Origin of the sequence: Klebsiella sp. HC6 (genome assembly GCF_022605325.1) — a bacterium.
Lineage (GTDB): Bacteria > Pseudomonadota > Gammaproteobacteria > Enterobacterales > Enterobacteriaceae > Klebsiella > Klebsiella terrigena.
Map to the genome: position 1 here is coordinate 4,365,480 of NZ_CP093276.1, position 18,085 is coordinate 4,383,564.

At 62.6% G+C, this 18,085-nt stretch carries 15 protein-coding genes; 10 read left to right on the plus strand and 5 right to left on the minus strand.

What is annotated here, in order from left to right; translation table 11 throughout:
* Positions 1 to 41: 41 nt before the first annotated feature.
* Complete coding sequence (locus MMW58_RS21235; protein WP_241722036.1) at positions 42 to 2,363, minus strand: molybdopterin-dependent oxidoreductase; 2,322 nt, start codon at positions 2,361 to 2,363, stop codon at positions 42 to 44.
* Between the two features lie 415 nt (positions 2,364 to 2,778).
* Here MMW58_RS21235 and MMW58_RS21240 point away from each other — a divergent pair, with 415 nt between their 5' ends.
* From MMW58_RS21240 to MMW58_RS21260, 5 genes are read left to right on the plus strand one after another with little or no spacing between them, the layout of a single operon-like run.
* Entirely contained in the window at positions 2,779 to 3,759 is a 981-nt protein-coding gene (locus MMW58_RS21240) for a sugar ABC transporter substrate-binding protein (RefSeq protein ID WP_241722037.1), read from the plus strand.
* Between the two features lie 44 nt (positions 3,760 to 3,803).
* The gene (locus MMW58_RS21245) at positions 3,804 to 5,309 is read left to right on the plus strand and encodes a sugar ABC transporter ATP-binding protein (protein WP_241723765.1); all 1,506 of its coding nucleotides are present in this window, start codon (positions 3,804 to 3,806) and stop codon (positions 5,307 to 5,309) included.
* Positions 5,306 to 6,295 carry an ABC transporter permease gene (locus MMW58_RS21250; RefSeq protein ID WP_241722038.1) on the plus strand — a complete coding sequence of 330 codons (990 nt, stop codon included), beginning with the start codon at positions 5,306 to 5,308 and terminating at the stop codon, positions 6,293 to 6,295. The genes MMW58_RS21245 and MMW58_RS21250 overlap by 4 nt, the downstream gene beginning before the upstream one ends.
* Positions 6,292 to 7,293, plus strand: coding sequence for an ABC transporter permease (locus MMW58_RS21255; RefSeq protein ID WP_241722039.1), 1,002 nt, complete (start codon positions 6,292 to 6,294; stop codon positions 7,291 to 7,293). Before MMW58_RS21250 ends, MMW58_RS21255 begins: the two co-directional genes overlap by 4 nt.
* 10 nt (positions 7,294 to 7,303) lie before the next feature.
* Entirely contained in the window at positions 7,304 to 8,248 is a 945-nt protein-coding gene (locus tag MMW58_RS21260; RefSeq protein WP_241722040.1) for a carbohydrate kinase family protein, read from the plus strand.
* A 15-nt stretch (positions 8,249 to 8,263) separates the two neighbouring features.
* Here MMW58_RS21260 and MMW58_RS21265 read toward each other — a convergent pair whose 3' ends face one another.
* From MMW58_RS21265 to MMW58_RS21275, 3 genes are read right to left on the minus strand one after another with little or no spacing between them, the layout of a single operon-like run.
* The gene (locus MMW58_RS21265) at positions 8,264 to 9,292 is read right to left on the minus strand and encodes a 2-hydroxyacid dehydrogenase (RefSeq protein ID WP_241722041.1); all 1,029 of its coding nucleotides are present in this window, start codon (positions 9,290 to 9,292) and stop codon (positions 8,264 to 8,266) included.
* Positions 9,289 to 10,785: an FGGY-family carbohydrate kinase gene (locus tag MMW58_RS21270; protein ID WP_241722042.1), complete on the minus strand. Its 1,497-nt coding sequence runs from the start codon at positions 10,783 to 10,785 to the stop codon at positions 9,289 to 9,291. Before MMW58_RS21270 ends, MMW58_RS21265 begins: the two co-directional genes overlap by 4 nt.
* A 25-nt stretch (positions 10,786 to 10,810) precedes the next feature.
* Complete coding sequence (locus tag MMW58_RS21275) at positions 10,811 to 11,422, minus strand: methylthioribulose 1-phosphate dehydratase (protein WP_095094944.1); 612 nt, start codon at positions 11,420 to 11,422, stop codon at positions 10,811 to 10,813.
* A gap of 134 nt (positions 11,423 to 11,556) precedes the next feature.
* On the opposite strand from MMW58_RS21275, the gene MMW58_RS21280 reads away from it, so the two are divergent.
* The 4 genes from MMW58_RS21280 (at position 11,557) to codA (ending at position 15,739) form a co-directional block, all read left to right on the plus strand.
* The gene (locus MMW58_RS21280; protein WP_241722043.1) at positions 11,557 to 11,871 is read left to right on the plus strand and encodes a hypothetical protein; all 315 of its coding nucleotides are present in this window, start codon (positions 11,557 to 11,559) and stop codon (positions 11,869 to 11,871) included.
* 117 nt (positions 11,872 to 11,988) lie between these two features.
* Positions 11,989 to 13,251 (plus strand): cytosine permease, encoded by a 1,263-nt coding sequence (gene codB / locus MMW58_RS21285; RefSeq protein WP_159236036.1) that lies wholly within the window; start codon positions 11,989 to 11,991, stop codon positions 13,249 to 13,251.
* 2 nt (positions 13,252 to 13,253) lie between these two features.
* Positions 13,254 to 14,489, plus strand: a complete 1,236-nt coding sequence (locus tag MMW58_RS21290) for a PucR family transcriptional regulator (RefSeq protein ID WP_241722044.1) — start codon at positions 13,254 to 13,256, stop codon at positions 14,487 to 14,489.
* The gene (gene codA / locus MMW58_RS21295) at positions 14,486 to 15,739 is read left to right on the plus strand and encodes a cytosine deaminase (RefSeq protein WP_241722045.1); all 1,254 of its coding nucleotides are present in this window, start codon (positions 14,486 to 14,488) and stop codon (positions 15,737 to 15,739) included. Before MMW58_RS21290 ends, codA begins: the two co-directional genes overlap by 4 nt.
* Here codA and mtnA read toward each other — a convergent pair.
* Entirely contained in the window at positions 15,736 to 16,764 is a 1,029-nt protein-coding gene (gene mtnA / locus MMW58_RS21300) for an S-methyl-5-thioribose-1-phosphate isomerase (RefSeq protein WP_095094934.1), read from the minus strand. The two genes, codA and mtnA, sit on opposite strands and share 4 nt — an antisense overlap.
* 103 nt (positions 16,765 to 16,867) lie before the next feature.
* On the opposite strand from mtnA, the gene mtnK reads away from it, so the two are divergent.
* Positions 16,868 to 18,067: an S-methyl-5-thioribose kinase gene (mtnK, locus tag MMW58_RS21305; RefSeq protein WP_241722046.1), complete on the plus strand. Its 1,200-nt coding sequence runs from the start codon at positions 16,868 to 16,870 to the stop codon at positions 18,065 to 18,067.
* The last annotated feature ends 18 nt before the right edge of the window (positions 18,068 to 18,085 follow it).

Here is an 18,085-nt window from a genome sequence, read left to right on the forward strand (position 1 = left end):
TCTTCGTCCAGCCCGGCGGCTCTGCGCCGCCGGGCTGCCGTTCAGGACAGCGCGTCCGCGCTGATAAACGCCGGCGGATCGAAGGCGGTAATCGCCGGCAGCGCCTCACGCCACGGGACAATCTCAACCCAGCAGCTCTGCGCGCTACAGCCCTGACCCAGCCGCGAGCTGCCGCGATCTTCGGTCAGCACGTTCGGATTACCGTGCTTGTCCAGCGAACCTTTTTCGCTCGGATCCAGCGGATCGTACCAGGCGCCGGTGGCCATCTGCACTACCCCCTGGCGGATCCCTTCGCTGAGATGCACCCCGGCCAGAATCGCTCCGCGGGCGTTATGCACCTTCACCACGCTGCCTTCGGTTACTCCCCGCGCCTGCGCATCCTGGGGATGCATCCACAGCGGCTCGCGCCCCTGAATTTTGGTCGCCCGGCTGACGCTGCCATGATCGTACTGGCTGTGCAGACGCGTGCGCGGCTGGCTGGACAGCAGATGCAGCGGCCAGCAGCTGGCCTCTTCCCGCTGCCAGCTCGCTTCCTCTTCATCCCACCACGGATGGCCCGGGCACTCGCGGTAGCCGAAGTCGGCGACGGTCTGCGAGAAGAGCTCAATCTTGCCGGACGGCGTGGAGAGCGGCGAGCCCAGCGGGTCGGCGCGAAAATCGGCCAGGAAGACCTGCGGCTGCTCCGGCGCGCTGTACTCCAGCACGCCCTGCTGCCAGAAATCATCAAACGACGGCAGCTCAATGCCCTCTTCCCGGGCCCGCGGGCGCGACTCATCATAAATATGCCGCAGCCACTGCCCGACGCTGCGCCCTTCGCTGAAGCGCTCGCCGCAGCCTAGCCGGGCGGCAAGATCGCAGAAAATCGCGTAGTCGTCGCGGGCCTCGGCAACCGGCGGGATCTGCGCGCTCATGGCAATCATAAATCCGTCATGCCCGCCGCTGCCGATATCCTCCCGCTCCAGGGAGGTGGTCACCGGCAGCACAATGTCGGAAAACTTGGCCTGCGCGGTCCAGTACTGCTCATGCACCACCACCGTTTCCGGCCGTCGCCACGCCTCGCAGAGCTGGTTAAGGTCCTGATGGTGGTGAAAGGCGTTGCCTCCCGCCCAGTAGACCAGGCGGATATCGGGGTAGCGCAGATGCTGGCCGTCAAACTCATATTCGCCGCCGGGGTGCAGTAGCATATCCGCCAGCCGGGCCACCGGGATCGCGCCGTTAACCGCATTTTTCCCCGCCGGCAGACGGGGGCCGGAAAAGGCTTTGCGCGCCGCGCCCGCCAGGTTGGTACAGGCGTAGCCGAAGCCCAACCCGCCGCCCGGGGTGCCAATCTGCCCCAGCAGCGCGGTCAGGGCCACCGTTGCCCAGTAGGCCTGCTCCCCCTGGCGGGCGCGCTGAATGGACCAGGAGATATTGACCATCGTGTGCTGGCTGGCCATCTCGCGCGCCAGAGAGACGATCTGCTGCTCGGAAATCCCCACGATCGCCGCCGCCCAGCGCGGCGTTTTTGCCACCCCGTCACGCTCTCCCAGCAGATAGGCGCGGTAGGGAGCAAAGCCCACCGTGTGGCTGGCCACAAAGTCACTGTCGTAGAGGGATTCGGTAATCAGGACGTAGCACAGCGCCAGCAGCAGCGCGGTATCGGTCCCCGGACGCACCGGCAGCCACTGCGCCGAGCTCACGGCGCTCAGATCGTTGCTGACCGGGCTGATATTGACGAAGCGCGTGCCGTTGGCCTGCATCTTCTCCAGCCAGTGCTTCAGCATATGATCGTTGGCGCCGCCGCCGCTCACCTGAGAGTTGCGCAGCGGCAGGCCGCCAATCGCCACGAACAGCTGACACTCCCGCGCCAGCTCGGAGAAGTGCGTGTGCTGGCGATGCAGCGGGCTAAGCGGCCCCAGCACGTGCGGCAAAATACGCTCGCCGGCGGCGCTGCTGTAGGTATTGGTACTGGCGGTGTAGCCGCCGAAAGATTTCAGGAAGCGGTGCAGCTGGCTCTGGGCGTGATGAAAACGCCCGGCGCTGGCCCAGCCGTAGGAGCCGCCGTAGATGGCTTCGTTCCCGCAGCGCGCCTTCACCGAAGTGAGTTCACGGGCCAGCAGGTCGAGGGCGATCTCCCAGCTCACCTCGACAAAGGGCTCTTTGCCGCGACCTTCTCGCGACGCGGGACCATTTTTCAGATAGCCGGCCCGCACCGCCGGACGACGAATGCGCGTATTGCCGGTGACCGCATCGGTGAGGGACTGACCGATGCGCGAGGGATTTTTATCCCAGGCGACCGGCACGACGGCGTCAATGGCGCCATCGCGGGTTTGCACCTGCCAGGTCCCCCAGTGCATCACCGCCAGATTATGTTGTTTATTCATGTTGCCCGTTTTGTTGTCACCCGATAAAGGCCGCTATAATAAGTCGGGAGTTGGCTGAAGATAAAATGCCGGCAGCGCTATAATATCCTGCCACTCAGGCCAACAGCCGCCCGCATTACGTGCCCCCTGGAATATATTCACCACATCCCACCAGAAATATGGCCATCATTAAGCAGCAATTACCGTTTGCAATAAAAGTCGGCGCTTTTACCTTATACCCACAATATAAACATGGCTTAATTTCAGCATCATGAAATATTTTCAGGTTATAGCGGGTAAAATTAAGTTTTCCTGCCCTATTCCGTCGATATACCATTATTGGTATAACTTAGACATATTTTGTATTTGAGGTTGCGTGGTCGTTATTGTCATGCTACGAATCCGCAAACACCTTCATCACAGGACTATAATAAGAATGTCGCAGAGAAAAAAATTACTGCCCGCCGCCCTGGGTCTGATGACGCTCGTCTCCGTCAGCGCCTCCGCCGCAGAACCCTTGTCGCTAAAGGGGAAAACCATCGGCGTCGCCGTTGTCGGTACCCAGCACTTCTGGGATCGTGAAGCCTATAAAGGCGCCACCGAAGAGGTTGAAAAACTGGGCGGTAAAGTCATCGGCGTTGACGGCGGTCGTGATAATCAGGTACACGCCAATAACCACGATATTTTATTATCACGCAAGGTTGATGCCGTAATTAGTATTCTCGGCGACAGCGCCGTTGAACCTAAATTTAAAGCGCTGCGCGATGCCGGCATCCCGGTATTTACCGTGGACCACGTTTCTAAATACTCCGTCAATAACACGACCTCCGACAACTACACCCTGGGTTCAACCATTGGCCGCTATATGGCCGATGAATTAGGCGGCAAAGGTAACGTTGCGGTATTTAATGCATTCTCCAGCTCGCTGCGAATTTGCGGCATCCGCTACGACCAGTGGAAATATGTCCTTAAGGATTATCCGGATATTCATATTATTCAGCCGGAGCTGGCCGAACAGTTTGCCAACTCCCCGGAAGATGCGCGTAAGAAAACCCTCGAACTGCTCAGCCAGTATCCGAAAGGCAAACTGGACGCTATCCACGTCGCCTGCTGGGATCAGCCGGCCATCGGGATCGTGCAGGCACTGGAAGAGACCGGCCGCGATAAAGACGTGAAGGTCACCGCCATCGACGCCGGTCCGGAAACGCTGGAGATTATGGCCGAACCCGGCAGCCCGTTCGTCGCTAACGTCGCTCAGCAGCCGCACCTGATTGGCCAGACGTCGGCCGACAACGTCGCGCACTACTTCGCTAAGCAGGCTCTGCCGCTGCAAACCTTTATTCCTGTGGTGCCGGTGAAGGGTCCGCAGGAAGCGAAAGCGGTCTACAAACAGCTGGGATATGGCGAACTGCAGTGATTAATCAACCCCTCGGCGGGGAGCGCCCCGCCGCTGGTCTGGTCATGAGCCAGATCGGCAAAAGCTTTGCCAACGTGACTGCATTAAATGCGGTCACGCTGCTTCTTAACCCCGGTGAAATTCACGGTCTGATCGGCGAAAACGGGGCCGGAAAATCCACCCTGATCAAGATCCTTGCCGGCGTGTACCAGGCCGATAGCGGCAGCGCCACCCTCGACGGCGCGCCGATCCCGTTCGGCAACCCTGCGGCTATCGAAGCGATGGGCATCCGGGTTATCCACCAGGAGCTCAACCTGATCGCCCATTTCACCGTGGCGGAGTCCGTTTTTCTCGGCCAGGAGTATCGCCACCGCTGGGGCGCGCTGGACAGAAAGCGCATGAACGCCGCCACCGAGGCCTTTTTCCGCGATAGCTGGCAGCTGAGCATTAACCCGCGGCGGCTGATTCGCGATCTCAGCCTTGCCGAACGTAAGCTGGTGCAAATCGCCCGGGCGCTGATCGACGGCGCCGCGAAGCTGGTGGTGTTTGACGAGCCTACCGCGCCGCTGGAAGCGCAGGAGGCCAGCCTGGTCTCCTCGGCGATCCTGCGCCTGCGCGAGCAGGGGATCGCCATTCTCTATATTTCCCACTATCTGAACGAAATCGCCGCCCTCTGCGATCGCGGAACCGTGCTGCGCAACGGCGAGGTGGTGGGCTACCCTGACCGCTCGCTGCTGCAGGATACCGATGCGCTGATCAAAATGATGGTCGGCCGGGAAATCGAGCAGCTCTATACCCCGCGCCAGTCCGCGCCGCCTGAAGCCGACGCCAGCGCGCCGCTGCTGTCGGTGCGCGGGCTCGGCGACGGCCATCAGCTGCGCGATATTACCTTTGATATTCAGCCCGGCGAAATCGTCGGTATCGCCGGGCTGCTGGGCGCCGGGCGCGACGTGCTGGTTGACCTTCTCTATGGACTCAAGCGCGTGGACGGCGGCGTCATTAGCATCGACGGCCAGCCGCGTCGCATCCGCACGCCGAAGCAGGCGATTCGCGCCGGCATGGCGCTGGTGCCCCGCGACCGCCGCCATCAGGGGCTGATCCTCCCCTTCTCCACCGCCGATAACATTAACCTGGCCTCCCTGTCGGACACCGCCACCCTCGGCTGGGAGCACCGGGGCCGGGCGCTGGAGAAAGCCCGCAGCTGGATTGAGCAGCTCTCTATCCGCCCCGGCCGCCCGGAGCTGCCGGTGCGCTTGATGAGCGGCGGCAACCAGCAAAAGGCGATTCTGGCCCGCTGGCTGGGCACCGATGCGCGGCTCTTTATTCTCGATGAACCGACCCTCGGGGTCGATATCGGAGCCCGCAGCGATATCTATCAGCGTACCCGCCAGCTGGCGGATCGCGGACGCGCGGTGCTGGTCTCCTCCAGCGATGCGCCGGAGCTGCTGGGATTATGCGATCGGATCCTCGTGATGTGGCGCGGCGAGCTGGTGGCCAATCTCGCCACCCAGGGGCTGACGCTCGACGCCCTGCTGGCAACGATTAACGGTGGACAGGAACAACAGCTATGAGTACGGGTATCCAGCGCCGCGGCCTGCCGGGCATGACGACGCTTATTGAAAAATTTCCGCTGATCCTCTTCTTTGCCCTGCTGGTCTGGCTCAGCCTCCAGTCGCCCTTCTTTTTAAGCTGGCAGAATATCAGCATGATGCTGGTGCAGAGCGTGCCGCTGGCCATTCTCTGCTTCGGACTGGTTTGCGTGATTGCCGTCGGCGGCGATGACGTGGTCACCGGCGGGATCGACCTCTCGCTTCCCGCCATCGCGGTGCTCGGGGTCGCGCTTCTGAGCCTCGGCATGGTGGAGTGGCAGATCTCCTATCTGTGGCTGCTGCTCCTGCCGCTCGTGGTCTGCCTCGCCTGCGGGGCGATCAACGCCGGGCTGGTGCTGGTCGCCGGGCTGCCGCCGCTGCTGGCAACGCTCTCAACCTCCGTGGCCTTTACCGGCCTGACCGATTTACTCACCGGCCAGCGGCGCATTGCGGTCAGCGATCCGCTGATGGTGGCTTTTCGCGACCAGACGCTGCTCGGCATCCCCTGGCCGCTGATCTATCTGCTGGCGGTCTTCGTCCTGTTCCAGCTGCTGGTGCACCACTCGCGTTTCGGCCAGCATCTGCAGGCGGTCGGCGGCAACCGCGATATGGCGCAAATGAGCGGGCTTAACGTGCGCCGGCTGACGATTTACGTCTGGCTGCTGGCCGGCATCGCCGCCGGCCTGGCGATCCTGCCGCTCTTAAGCCAGGGCTCGGGCAGCTCCAGCGGCACCGCCACGCCGCTGCTGCTGGAGACCGTGCTGGCAACCTTTATCGGCGCCGCCTTCTCGCGCCGGCGCGTCGTCACCATCTGGGGCGCGCTGCTTGGCGCGGTGCTGGTCAACGCCCTCTCCAACGGCCTCGGGCTGCTGGGGGTCAATATTTTCTGGATGGGCGCCATCAAAGGCACCCTGATCCTTATCGTGCTGGCGGCTTCTGCGGTCAGACATCACGGAGGCAATCAATGAGCCAGCTGACGCTCAAATCCTCATCGCCGCAGCAGACCGCCGGCGGCCCGCTGGCCTATCTGTCGCGGGCGGGCTTCGGCGTTATCACCCTGCTGGCCATTGCCCTGTTCGGCTGGGCCAACCCGGTATTTCTCACCGTTGATAACTGGGCCAACCTGCTGCAGGGCAGCGCGATTCTGCTAATTGTGGCGATGGCGATGACCCTTATCGTCAGCGCCGGGGCCATCGATCTCTCGGTGGGCGTCGCGCTCGACTTTGGCGCCGCCTTTGCGCTGGTGGCCCTGAAAACCTGGCACCTGCCGTGGCAGGCCGCGGTGGGCTACGCCCTGCTTGGCGGGACGATCATCGGTCTGCTGAACGCCTTTCTGATCCTGATTTGCCAGATCCGCCCGTTCCTTGCCACCCTCGGGACCTGGTTTATTGCCAGCAGCGTCGAGCGGATCTACACCGACGGCGGCGGCTCGATCGCCTATCGCCGGATGGCGCCGGAGTACCACGATCTGGCAGTGGGCAATATCGCCGGCATTCCGACGCCGGTGGTTATCGTGCTGGCGCTGTGGCTGGTGGCGTGGCTGATTACCGAACGCACGCTCTTCGGCAAGTACGTTCGCGCCATTGGCCAGAACGGGGAAGCGGCGCGGATCGCCGGGATCCGCGATCGGCTGACCATGCTGTGGGTGCTGGTGGCGGCTTCCGCCATGTGCGCCATCGGCGGCGTGATCCTCTCCGCTAATCTGCGGCAGTTTGCGCCGCTGGCCGGCCAGTCCTATCTGATGGATGCGATTGCCGCCGTCTTTATCGGCACCGCCTTTAACCGCCAGGGCCGGGCCAGCATCGCCGGTACCCTCGGCGGGGTGCTGTTCCTCGCCATCATTGATAACGGCCTGAACCTGATGGGTCTTAACTACCTGGTCAAAGACGCGCTGGTCGGCGTCATTCTGGTGGTCGCGCTGGCCCTCTCTTTCTGGCAGGCGCGTCTGCGTCAGCAGCATCGTTAACGGAGTATCTATGGCAGCCTTTGACGCCGTTTTTGTCGGCCTGACGATCCTTGATATCGCCGGCCGTCCGGTTCTCGACATCCCGCCCCGCGGCGGGGTGGCCTTTATCGAACAAATTCGTCTTAACCCGGCGGGCACCGCCGCGGGGGCGAATATCAACGCCGCGAAGCTCGGCGTTCGCACCGCCGCCGTCGCCTGCCTTGGCCACGATGAAAAGGCCGATTTTATTCTCGCCAGCTACGCGCGCCTGGGAATTGACTGCTCGCTGATCCAGCGCACGACGCAAAAGGAAACCTCGGCAACCATCCTGCCTATCCGCCCGAACGGCGAGCGGCCCGCGCTGCACTGTCGCGGCGCCTCGGATGCACTGTTTGTCAGCGAAGAGGCCTTTGCCTCGATTCTCGACTGTCGCTTCCTGCATCACGGCGGCACGGGTCTGCTGGCGGCGATGGACCAGGGTCAGAGCGCGCGGCTGCTGGCGGCGGCTAAAGCGCGCGGCGTCACCACCAGCTTCGACCTGATCGCCCCCGATGAGCTAACCCTGGATCTGCTGCGCCCGCTGCTGCCGTCGGTAGACTACTTTATGCCCTCGCTGGAGGAGGCCGCCTATCTGTCGGGACGCAGCGAGCCCGCCGAAATCGCCCGTTTCTTCTTCGACCTCGGCGTCGGGACCTGTATTTTGAAAGACGGCGCCAACGGCTCCTGGCTGCTGACTCGTGACGGTCGCGTCGAGCATATCGCCCCCTGGCGCGTAGAGGCGGTGGATACCACCGGCTGCGGCGATAGCTACTGCGGCGGCTTTATTGCCGCCCTGGCCCGCGGGTTGAACGAAAAAGAGGCCTGCGAAGTGGCGTCGGCCGTGGCGGCGCTGGTCGCCACCGGCCTGGGATCGGATGCGGGCGTGATCGACTGGGACCACACCCTGGCATTTATGGCCGCGAATCGGGCCGCATAGCCTGCGGCCCCGCGCTTAGCGCCACTGGTATAACAGCGGCTCGCCGGCGGCGTAGCGCTGGAGATCGGCGGCAATCATCGCCGTATGCTTGCTGATGCTTTCGCGGGTCGCGCCGGCAATATGCGGGGTGATAATCACGTTAGCAAACTCGGTGACAAACGGGTGATCGCGCCACAGCGGTTCGCGATGATAAACGTCCAGCGCCGCGCCGCCCAGCGGCCCGTGGCGCAGGGCGTGAATGAGCGCCTCCTCGTCAACCACCGCCGCGCGGGAAGTGTTAATCAGCAGCGCGCCGGGCTTCATGCTGTTCAGCAGCGGCGCGTTTACCAGGCCGTCGCTGCCGGCACCGCTGCTCAGATGCAGGCTGACGATATCCGCCTCGCGGAACAGCGCTTCGAGAGTGGTTTTGCGCAGCCCCGGCTCGTTGATATCCTCGCCCGCCACGAACGGGTCCACCACCAGCACCGCCATACCGAACGCGCGGGCGATACGCGCCACCCGGCGACCAATATTCCCGTAGCCAATCAGCCCCAGCGTTTTATTGCGCAGCTCGCTGCCTTTAAACACCTCGTAAGGGCTCTGCGGGCTCACGTCCCACACCACGTCGCGGCGCAGCCCGGCCTGAGTGACCGCCGCCGCATTGTCGGCGTTGGTAAACTCGCCGCGCTTCAGCGCCGCGTGCGCCTGCGGGATATGCCGCGCCAGGCTCAGCATCAGCCCAAGCGTGAGCTCCGCCGCGGCGTCAGCGTTGCGGCCCGGCGTGTAGAGCACGCGAATGTCGCGCGCCGCCGCGGCTTTAACGTCGATATTCACCGGATTGGCGCGGGTACAGGCAATCACCTTCAGGCGCGGGCAGGCGGCGATCACCTCTTCCGTGACGTCGTCGTAGCTGGTCACCAGCACGTCGGCATCGTGGGCCAGGTCGATCAGCTGGCCGGCGCTGAGCTTCGGCTTACCCAGCGCCCATCCCTCCACCCGCAGCTCGCCCAGCTGCTGGAACGCGGTGAGATCGCCGGAGTGTTCGGCGGTAAATACAATTTTCATTGGTCTGATTCCTGAGAAATACGTTGAAGCGCCTCCTGCCGAGCCTGCCAGACGGGCAGCAGCTGTTCGCGCAGCAGGCGATAAACCGGATAGAGCACGGCGTAGCGGGCGTGCGCCCGCGGATGTGGCTGATAGCACGTCTGCTCCAGCTGCGGGTAGTGCGAGAGTCCGTTAACGCTGCGGGCTGCCAGAATCGCCGCCCCGCGGGCGCTGAGTTCGTTAAAGGTGCTGGAGACCACCGTTCTGCCGCTGCAGTCGGCAATAATCTGTAGCCAGGTCGCGGAGGCCGCGCCGCCGCCGGTCAGGTACAGTTCACCGCCCTGCGGATAGCCCTGCAGCGAGTCGACAATAGCGTATGCCAGCCCTTCAAACACCGCCCGCTGCAGCTCGGCGCGGGTGGTGTGCTGGCTGATGCCAAAATAGCCGGCCCGCGCGTCCGGGCTATAAAACGGCGCGCGCTCGCCGTTAAGATAGGGCTGCCAGAACACGCCCCCGCTGCCCGGCTCGACGTCGGCAATCGCCCGCTCAAGCTGCTGGAGGTCCGGGCTCAGGGAGATATGCTGCTGCAGCCAGTCGATATTCGGCGTTCCGGCCTGCATCGGGAAGAGGTTAATAAAGCTCCCCGCTTCGGTATGGGTGACGTAGCGCGTTCCCTCGTTCACCGTCTGACGACCGTGGCACACGATGCCGGTACAGCAGGTGGTGCCGAGGATCGTATAGATATCGCCGTCGTTCACCGCGCCGCAGCCGAGCGCCGCGCTGCACACGTCGAGCGCGCCGGCGGCCACCGGCGTGCCGGCCGCCAGTCCGGTCAGCGCCGCCACCTCGTCGCGCAGGGTGCCGGCCTGCGCATCCGGCGCCAGCAGCGGCGGGAAGAGGTGCTGCAGATCGGCAAGCCCCATTTCATTCAGCACCACCGCCGACAGCTCCCCGCTCTGCTGATTGAGCAGCGAGGTGCTGGCATCGGTGATATCCAGCGCCGCGACGCCGGTCAGGCGAAAGCGGATCCAGTCTTTGGCAAAAAACAGATAGCGCGCCGCCGCCAGCCGCTCCGGCTGATAGTGCCGCAGCCAGCATAGCTGCATGCTGGTATTGCACGGCTGCAGGTGGGTGCCGGTCTCGGCAAAGAAGCGGCGATCGAAGTCCGGACGGCGCAGCAGAACGCTCATCAGCTCCCGGCTGCGGGTATCGCTCCACAGGATCCCCGGCCCGACCGGCTCGCCCTCGGCATCGCTTAGCCACACCCCTTCGCCCTGCCCGGCAAGGCCAATAGCCCTTAAGCGCCCGCCCTGCAGCTCCGGGCGTTGCGCAATCTGGCGCAAAATAGCGATCACCGACTGCCACAGCTGCGCCATATCCTGCTCGGCGTAGCCGTTAGCCGACAGACGCGGCCCGGTATTCTCCGCCGCGCTGGCCCGCGCCTGAAAATGTTCGTCAAACAGCACCGCCTTAACTCGCGAGGTGCCGATATCGATACCCAGATAAAAATCCATGCCTGACCCGATCGCCCGTTGAATATTAGTCGCGCTCGTAGCGGCGACGCATCAGCTCGCACTCGAACAGGAATTCCAGACCTTCCAGCTGACGACGCGCCTCGTTGATATCTTTCCCCCAGCAGGTCAGGCCGTGGCCGCGCAGCAGGAAGCCGTAGCGCAGCGGGCGGGTTTGCGCATAATCTTCGATGCGCGCCGCCAGGGCGTCGATATCCTGATCGTTATCGAAAATCGCCACCGGGACGGTGTCGAGATGGCTGTGCTGGCCGGTCAGCGTTTTCTGCATTTCGTAGCCCTGCAGCGCCAGCGTCCCGCTCTTCTCGATGCGCGACAGCACCGTCGCGTTGACGGTATGGACGTGCAGCACGACGTTGGCCTCGGGGAACAGGCGATAGACCAGGGTATGCAGCCCGGTTTCCGCCGAGGGCTTGCGCCCGGAAGGCGCGGTATTGCTGGCAATATCAACCTGCAGAAAATCTTCGCTGGTCAGGCTGCCCTTATCGCGTCCCGACTCGCTGAGCCAGCACCAGGTCTCATCCTGGCGCACGGACATATTGCCGCCGGTCGCCGGCGCCCAGCCCTTCGCACCGATCCAATGACAGGTGGTGACCAGTTGCGCGAGTCTTTCTTGCCACATAGCAGTTCCTTAGTTTAGCGATGGTATTTGGAGAACCTTTACGCTCGGGGGATGCTGCGGCAGGCAGCGGCGTCGCTGCGCTAAGGCAAAACGGCCAGCAGGATAACCCGAACCAAGGTTCTTTAGCCGTCTAAATGGCTATTTATCCGATACTAACACCGCCTGCCCGGCTGAACAATATTTCAGGAAAGGCTTACATTAAGAATGGTTATATCAGAAACGCATATGAAATTACCGCTTTTAACAGTGATACAACTGAACGTTTTCATAACGCCAATATTACCCGCTGCGGGTCGCTAAAAAGACGGGGGATCGTTCTGCGTACGGCTGGCGTAAATTTCAGCGCCAGCGATAGCGACCGCGCGCGATGGCAAAGTCCGAACGGCTGCTCCACGCTGGTGCAAAACTTTGCACCCTGCACACCATTCTGGCAAAACGGCGCCGTTTAACGCCTTTTTATGTGCACACTGCCCACCCCAATATGTTCCCGTTGCCCCGCTTTTTTTGGCACACCTCTTGCTACCCCTCTGGCATCGCCATTCGGGTGACCACTCAGAGGTTCCACTATGTCAAACAGCAACGATTTCCCGCTCGTCGAAGCGCCGGCCTCAGGGCGCAAGGGCCTGTTTTCAATCTCCATGGTTCTGTTCAGCTTTACCTTTTTTACCGGCACGATGTTCGCGGGCGGGAAGCTCGGCGTCTCTTTTTCCATCGTTAACCTGCTGTGGATTGCGGTTATCGGCAACTTTCTGCTGGCCCTCTACGCGGCGTCGCTCGGCTGGATTGCCGCCCGCAGCGGGCTGAACACCGTACTGATGGGGCGTTTTTGCTTCGGCGAGATCGGCAGCAGGCTCGCCGATTTTATTCTCGGCTTCGCCGAGCTGGGCTGGTACGCCTGGGGTACCGCCACGGTGGCAATTTCGCTGGTCAAAATACTCGCCCTGCCCGAGGCGATGACCGTTCCGCTGATGGTGCTGTTCGGCATCCTGTTCTGCGTCACCGCGCTGGTGGGCTATAAGGGGCTGGATGCGCTCTCGCGGGTTTCGGTCCCGCTGATGTTTATCCTGCTGGTGGTCTCGATGTACCTTGCCGCCCACCACGCCGGCGGCTGGCAGGCGATGACCAAAATCGAACCGGGCGAAACCATGACCTGGTCGGCGGCCATCACCATGGTATTTGGCACCTTCGCCAGCGGCGCGACCCAGGCGACGAACTGGACGCGGCTGGCTAACTCCAGCCGCACCGCCATCCTCGCCAGCATGGGCAGCTTCCTTATCGGTAACGGGCTGATGATTGTGGCCGGGGCCTGGTGCGCCATCGTTTATCAGCAGGCCGATATCGTGGAAGTGCTGATTTTGCAGGGGCTCTCCGTCGCCGCGGTGGTCATGCTGTGCCTCAATCTGCTGACGATTCAGGGGCCGACCATCTATAACGTTTCGGCCGCCGCCTGCCACCTGCTGCGCAGCGAACGCCGCCGGACCCTGACCGTTGTCGCCGCCGGCGTCGGCATTCTGCTGGCCATTGGCGGGATGTACGAAATGCTGATCCCGTTCCTGGTTCTGCTGGGCAGCATCATCCCGCCCATCGGCGGCGTGATCCTCGCCGACTACTGGTTCTATCGCGGCGGGCGCTATCCTCTGCTGCAAACCGCGCGCTTACCGCGCTTCAACTGGCTGGGCCTGGGCGCTTATGCCGTCGGCGCGCTGGTGGCTTACCTGTCGCCGTGGGTTGCGCCGCTGGTGGGCATCTCCGTCTCCGCGCTGGTCTATATCGTCCTGACCCGCCTGAGCAAACGCCAGCCCGCGGCTGACGCGGCCGCGGAGCAGTAGCCATGAGCCTGACGGTCAGCGAAATCCTCGCGCTGGAGGGACTCTCGGCGATGCGGCTGCGCGCGGGGCAGCAGGGGCTCCAGCTGGCGGTGCGCTGGTACTACGTAGCGGAAAATGAAAATATCGCCGAGTGGATCATGGGCGGAGAGCTGGTGTTTATCACCGGGATCAACCATCCCCGCAATGAGGAGAACCTGATCCATCTGCTGATGGAGGGCAAGCAGCGCGGGATCGCCGGCATGGTGATCCTCACCGGCGACGCCTATATCCAGACGATCCCTCCGCGGTTGATCGCCCTGGCCGACGAGCTGGGCATTCCGCTGATCGAACAGCCCTATCTGCTCAAAATGGTGATCGTCACCGAGCGCATCGGTACCGCGCTGGTGCGCAGCGAAAACGCGCTGCAGTCGCAGCGCGATATTCTGCTGCAGCTGTTAACCGGCGACTATCCCGACCTGCAAATCCTGCATCAGCGCGCGCTTCATCAGCAGCTGGATTTTACCCGCCCGCTGCGGGTGGCGGCGCTGCGCCTTGAGGGGATTCAGCGCCTGTTTCGCCAGTTTCCGCCGGAGCAGGCCGAAGCCTGGCTGCAGCAGGCCCGTCGCACCGTGCGCCAGCGGCTGCAGCAGCAGCTTAACCAGCAGGGCAACCCCTTTCCGCTGGTAGAGCGCAGCAATATGTTTCTCTTCCTGCTCCCGGATGAGGAAGGCGAATTTTATCAGCAGAAAAAGTGGCTGCAGCAGTGGCTGCTCCAGCTTGCGGAGGGCGACGACGGGCTGTCGCTGCTGTGCGGCCTCTCCGCGCCGGTGCAGGAGCTGCAGGGCTATCAGCGGGCGCTGTCGCAGGCGCGCCAGGCGCTGGATCTCAGCGATACCCTGCGCCCTGCTCAGCGCATCAGCGACTATCAGCAGCTGGGCTTTATCAAGCTGCTCTCCGCCGTCGGCGATCCCACGCTGCTGAGCGATTTTATGCACGACACCCTTGGCTGCCTGATCGAACCCGATCGTAAAAGCCCGTGGCTGCTCATGGAGACCCTGGAAACCCTGCTCCAGGAGAACGGCAACGTGATGAGGGCCGCCGAGCGGCTGGGCATTCACCGCAACACCCTGCATCAGCGTATCCAACGTATTGAAAAGCTGACCCGCTATCCGGTCAGCCATCCGCAGTTTCATCTCAACGCCTCGGTCGCCCTGGCTATCTGGCGTATGTCGCAAAACCATTTACGGGAACAACCATGAAAATTATCAACGCGCGCCTGCGCCATAAAGAAGCGCTCTATACCCTTGAGTTACAGGACAGCATGATTAAAAGCATCGCCCCGCAGGCCGCCGCGCGGGCGGCTGACGCCAGCGATATCGACGCGCAGCAAAAGCTGGTTATCCCGCCGTTCGTCGAGCCGCATATCCATCTGGACGCCACCCTGACGGCGGGCGAGCCGGAGTGGAATATGAGCGGCACGCTGTTTGAGGGCATCACCCGCTGGAGCCAGCGTAAAGAGAGCGTCACGGTAGAAGATACGCGCCAGCGCGCGCTGAAGACCATCGGTATGCTGCGCGATAACGGCGTGCAGCACGTGCGCACCCACATCGACGTCACCGACCCTTCCCTGACGGCGCTGGAGGCGATGCTGGAGGTGAAAAAAGAGGCCGCCGATCTTATCGACCTGCAAATCGTCGCCTTCCCGCAGGAGGGGATCGAGTCGTTCCCCGGCGGACGAGAGCTGATGACCCGCGCCATTGAAATGGGCGCCGACGTGGTGGGCGGCATTCCGCACTACGAGAACACCCGCGACAAGGGCGTCAGCTCGCTGGCCTTTCTGATGGACCTGGCCCAGCGCCACGGCTGCCTGGTGGACGTGCACTGCGATGAAATCGATGACCCGCAGTCGCGCTTTCTGGAAGTGCTGGCGGAAGAGGCTCGGGTACGCGGCATGGGCGCGCAGGTCACCGCCAGCCATACCTGCGCGATGGGTTCCTACGATAACGCCTACTGCTCGAAGCTGTTCCGCCTGCTCAAGGCGTCGGGCATCAACTTTATCTCCTGCCCAACCGAAAGCATTCACCTGCAGGGGCGCTTCGACAGCTGGCCAAAACGCCGCGGCGTGACGCGGGTGGCGGAGCTGGACCGCGCCGGGATTAACGTCTGCTTTGCCCAGGACTCCATTCAGGACCCCTGGTACCCGCTGGGCAACGGCAACATCATGCGCATCCTCGATGCCGGGCTGCACATCTGCCATATGCTGGGGTATGAAGATTTGCAGCGCTGTCTCGATTTGATTACCGATAACAGCGCCCGGGCGCTGTGCCTCGGCGATAATTACGGTATCGCCGAAGGCCACCCGGCGAACCTGCTGATCCTCGATGCGGAAAATGACTATGACGCCGTGCGGCGTCAGGCCAAAGTGCTGACCTCCATTCGCCGCGGCAAAATCATTCTGCAGCGCCAGCCGGAGCAGATCCGCTATCCGGCGGCAGACCCGCGCCGTTAGCCAATATTTGGCGCAAATGCGCCGGCCGCCACCTGCTCGCGGGTAACGACGCCGCTGTCCAGCACCCAGCCGCTGATTAATGCCGCAGGCGTGACGTCAAACGCCGGGTTATAAACCGATGCATCCGCCGGCGCCCACTGCACCGCGCCGAAGCTGCCGGCCACGCCGGTCACTTCCGCCGCCGCGCGCTGTTCAATAGGAATGGCCTCGCCGTTCGGGCAGCCGCGGTCGAGCGTGGTTTGCGGCGCGGCGACATAGAACGGAATGCCGTGATATTTCGCCAGCACCGCCAGCGAATAGGTACCGATTTTGTTCGCCACGTCGCCGTTGGCGGCAATGCGATCGGCGCCAACCCACACCGCATCGACCTGCCCTTTAGCCATCAGGCTGGCGGCCATCGAATCGGTAATTAGCTGATAGGGTACCCCCAGCTCGCCCAGCTCCCAGGCGGTCAGACGGCCGCCCTGCAGCAGCGGGCGCGTCTCGTCGACCCACACGTTCGCCACCAGGCCGCGCTGATGGGCCAGCGCGATCACCCCTAACGCCGTGCCCACCCCTGCGGTCGCCAGCCCGCCGGTGTTGCAGTGGGTCAGCAGGCGACTGCCCGCTTTGACCAGGCTGACGCCGGTTTCCGCGATGCTGGCGCACAGCTGCTTATCTTCAGCGATCAGGCGCAGCGCTTCTTCTTCAAGAGCCGGAATATAGTTCTCTTTCGCCAGCGCCAGCTTCATGCGGTCGAGGTTATTCATCAGGTTGACCGCCGTCGGGCGCGCGGCGCGCAGCGTATCCAGCGCCTGCGATAGCTCATCGCGGGTCAGGCCGCGCTGCGCCAGAAGCGCTAACAGCAGACTGGCAGAGAGACCGATTAACGGCGCGCCGCGCACCCGCAGAGCATGAATATGGTCAACCAGTAACGAAACGTTATCTGCCGCCAGCCAGCGTTTTTCCTGCGGCAATGCCTGCTGGTCAAGAATAAAAAGCTGATTTTCGCTTACCCGCAGGCTGGTGGTCTGTAGTGTCTGCATGTCGTTAAATCCCTGTTGCGTTGTTGTATCACATTGTGTCAGGATGGAATCCAGAAGTATAGACGTCTGAACGGCTTAATCAGAACTTTTGAGGATCGAGGCAATGTCGCAATACCATACCTTCACGGCCAGCGATGCGGTGGCTTATGCACAACAATTTGGCGGTCTCGACGACCCGTCGGAACTGGTGTCCGCGCAGGAAGTGGGTGACGGTAACCTCAACCTGGTATTTAAAATTTTTGATACCCAGGGCGTGAGCCGCATTGTGGTTAAGCAGGCCCTGCCCTACGTCCGCTGCGTCGGAGAGTCCTGGCCGCTGACGCTCGATCGCGCCCGACTCGAGGCGCAGACGCTGGTGACCCACTATCAACACTGCCCGCAGCACACGGTAAAAATTCACCATTTCGATCCCGAGCTGGCGGTGATGGTGATGGAAGATCTGTCCGATCACCGCATCTGGCGCGGCGAGCTTATCGCCAACGTTTACTATCCGCAGGCGGCGAGCCAGCTGGGCGAATACCTGGCCCAGGCGCTGTTCCATACCAGCGATTTTTATCTCCATCCTCACGATAAAAAAGCCCAGGTCGCGCGCTTTATTAACCCGGAGATGTGTGAAATAACCGAGGATCTGTTCTTCAACGACCCCTACCAGGTTCATGAACGCAACAGCTATCCGCCGGAGCTGGAGGACGATATTGCCGCCCTGCGCCACGATAGCCAGCTCAGGCTGGCGGTGGCCTCGCTCAAGCACCGCTTCTTTTCCCAGGCGGAAGCGCTGCTGCACGGCGATATCCACAGCGGTTCAATTTTCGTTGCCGAGGGCAGCTTTAAAGCCATCGACGCCGAGTTCGGCTATTTCGGCCCGATTGGCTTTGATATCGGCACCGCCATCGGCAACCTGCTGCTCAACTACTGCGGCCTGCCGGGCCATCTGGGCATTCGCGACGCCGCCGCCGCGCGCGAACAGCGGCTGAACGATATTCAGGCGCTGTGGACAACCTTTGCCGAACGCTTCCAGGCGCTGGCGGCGGAGAAGAGCCGCGATGCGGCGCTGGCCTATCCCGGCTATACCTCAGCGTTCCTGAAAAAAGTGTGGGCGGATGCGATTGGCTTCTGCGGAACCGAACTGATTCGCCGCAGCGTCGGCCTGTCGCACGTCGCCGATATCGACAGCATTGCCGATGAGGCCATGCGCTACGAATGTCTGCGCCATGCGATTTCGCTCGGCAAAGCGCTGATCGTGATTGCCGAACGCATCGACGGCGTCGACGAGCTGATCGCCCGCATTCGCCAGTACGGCTAATCCCTTCCCGGTCGTTCC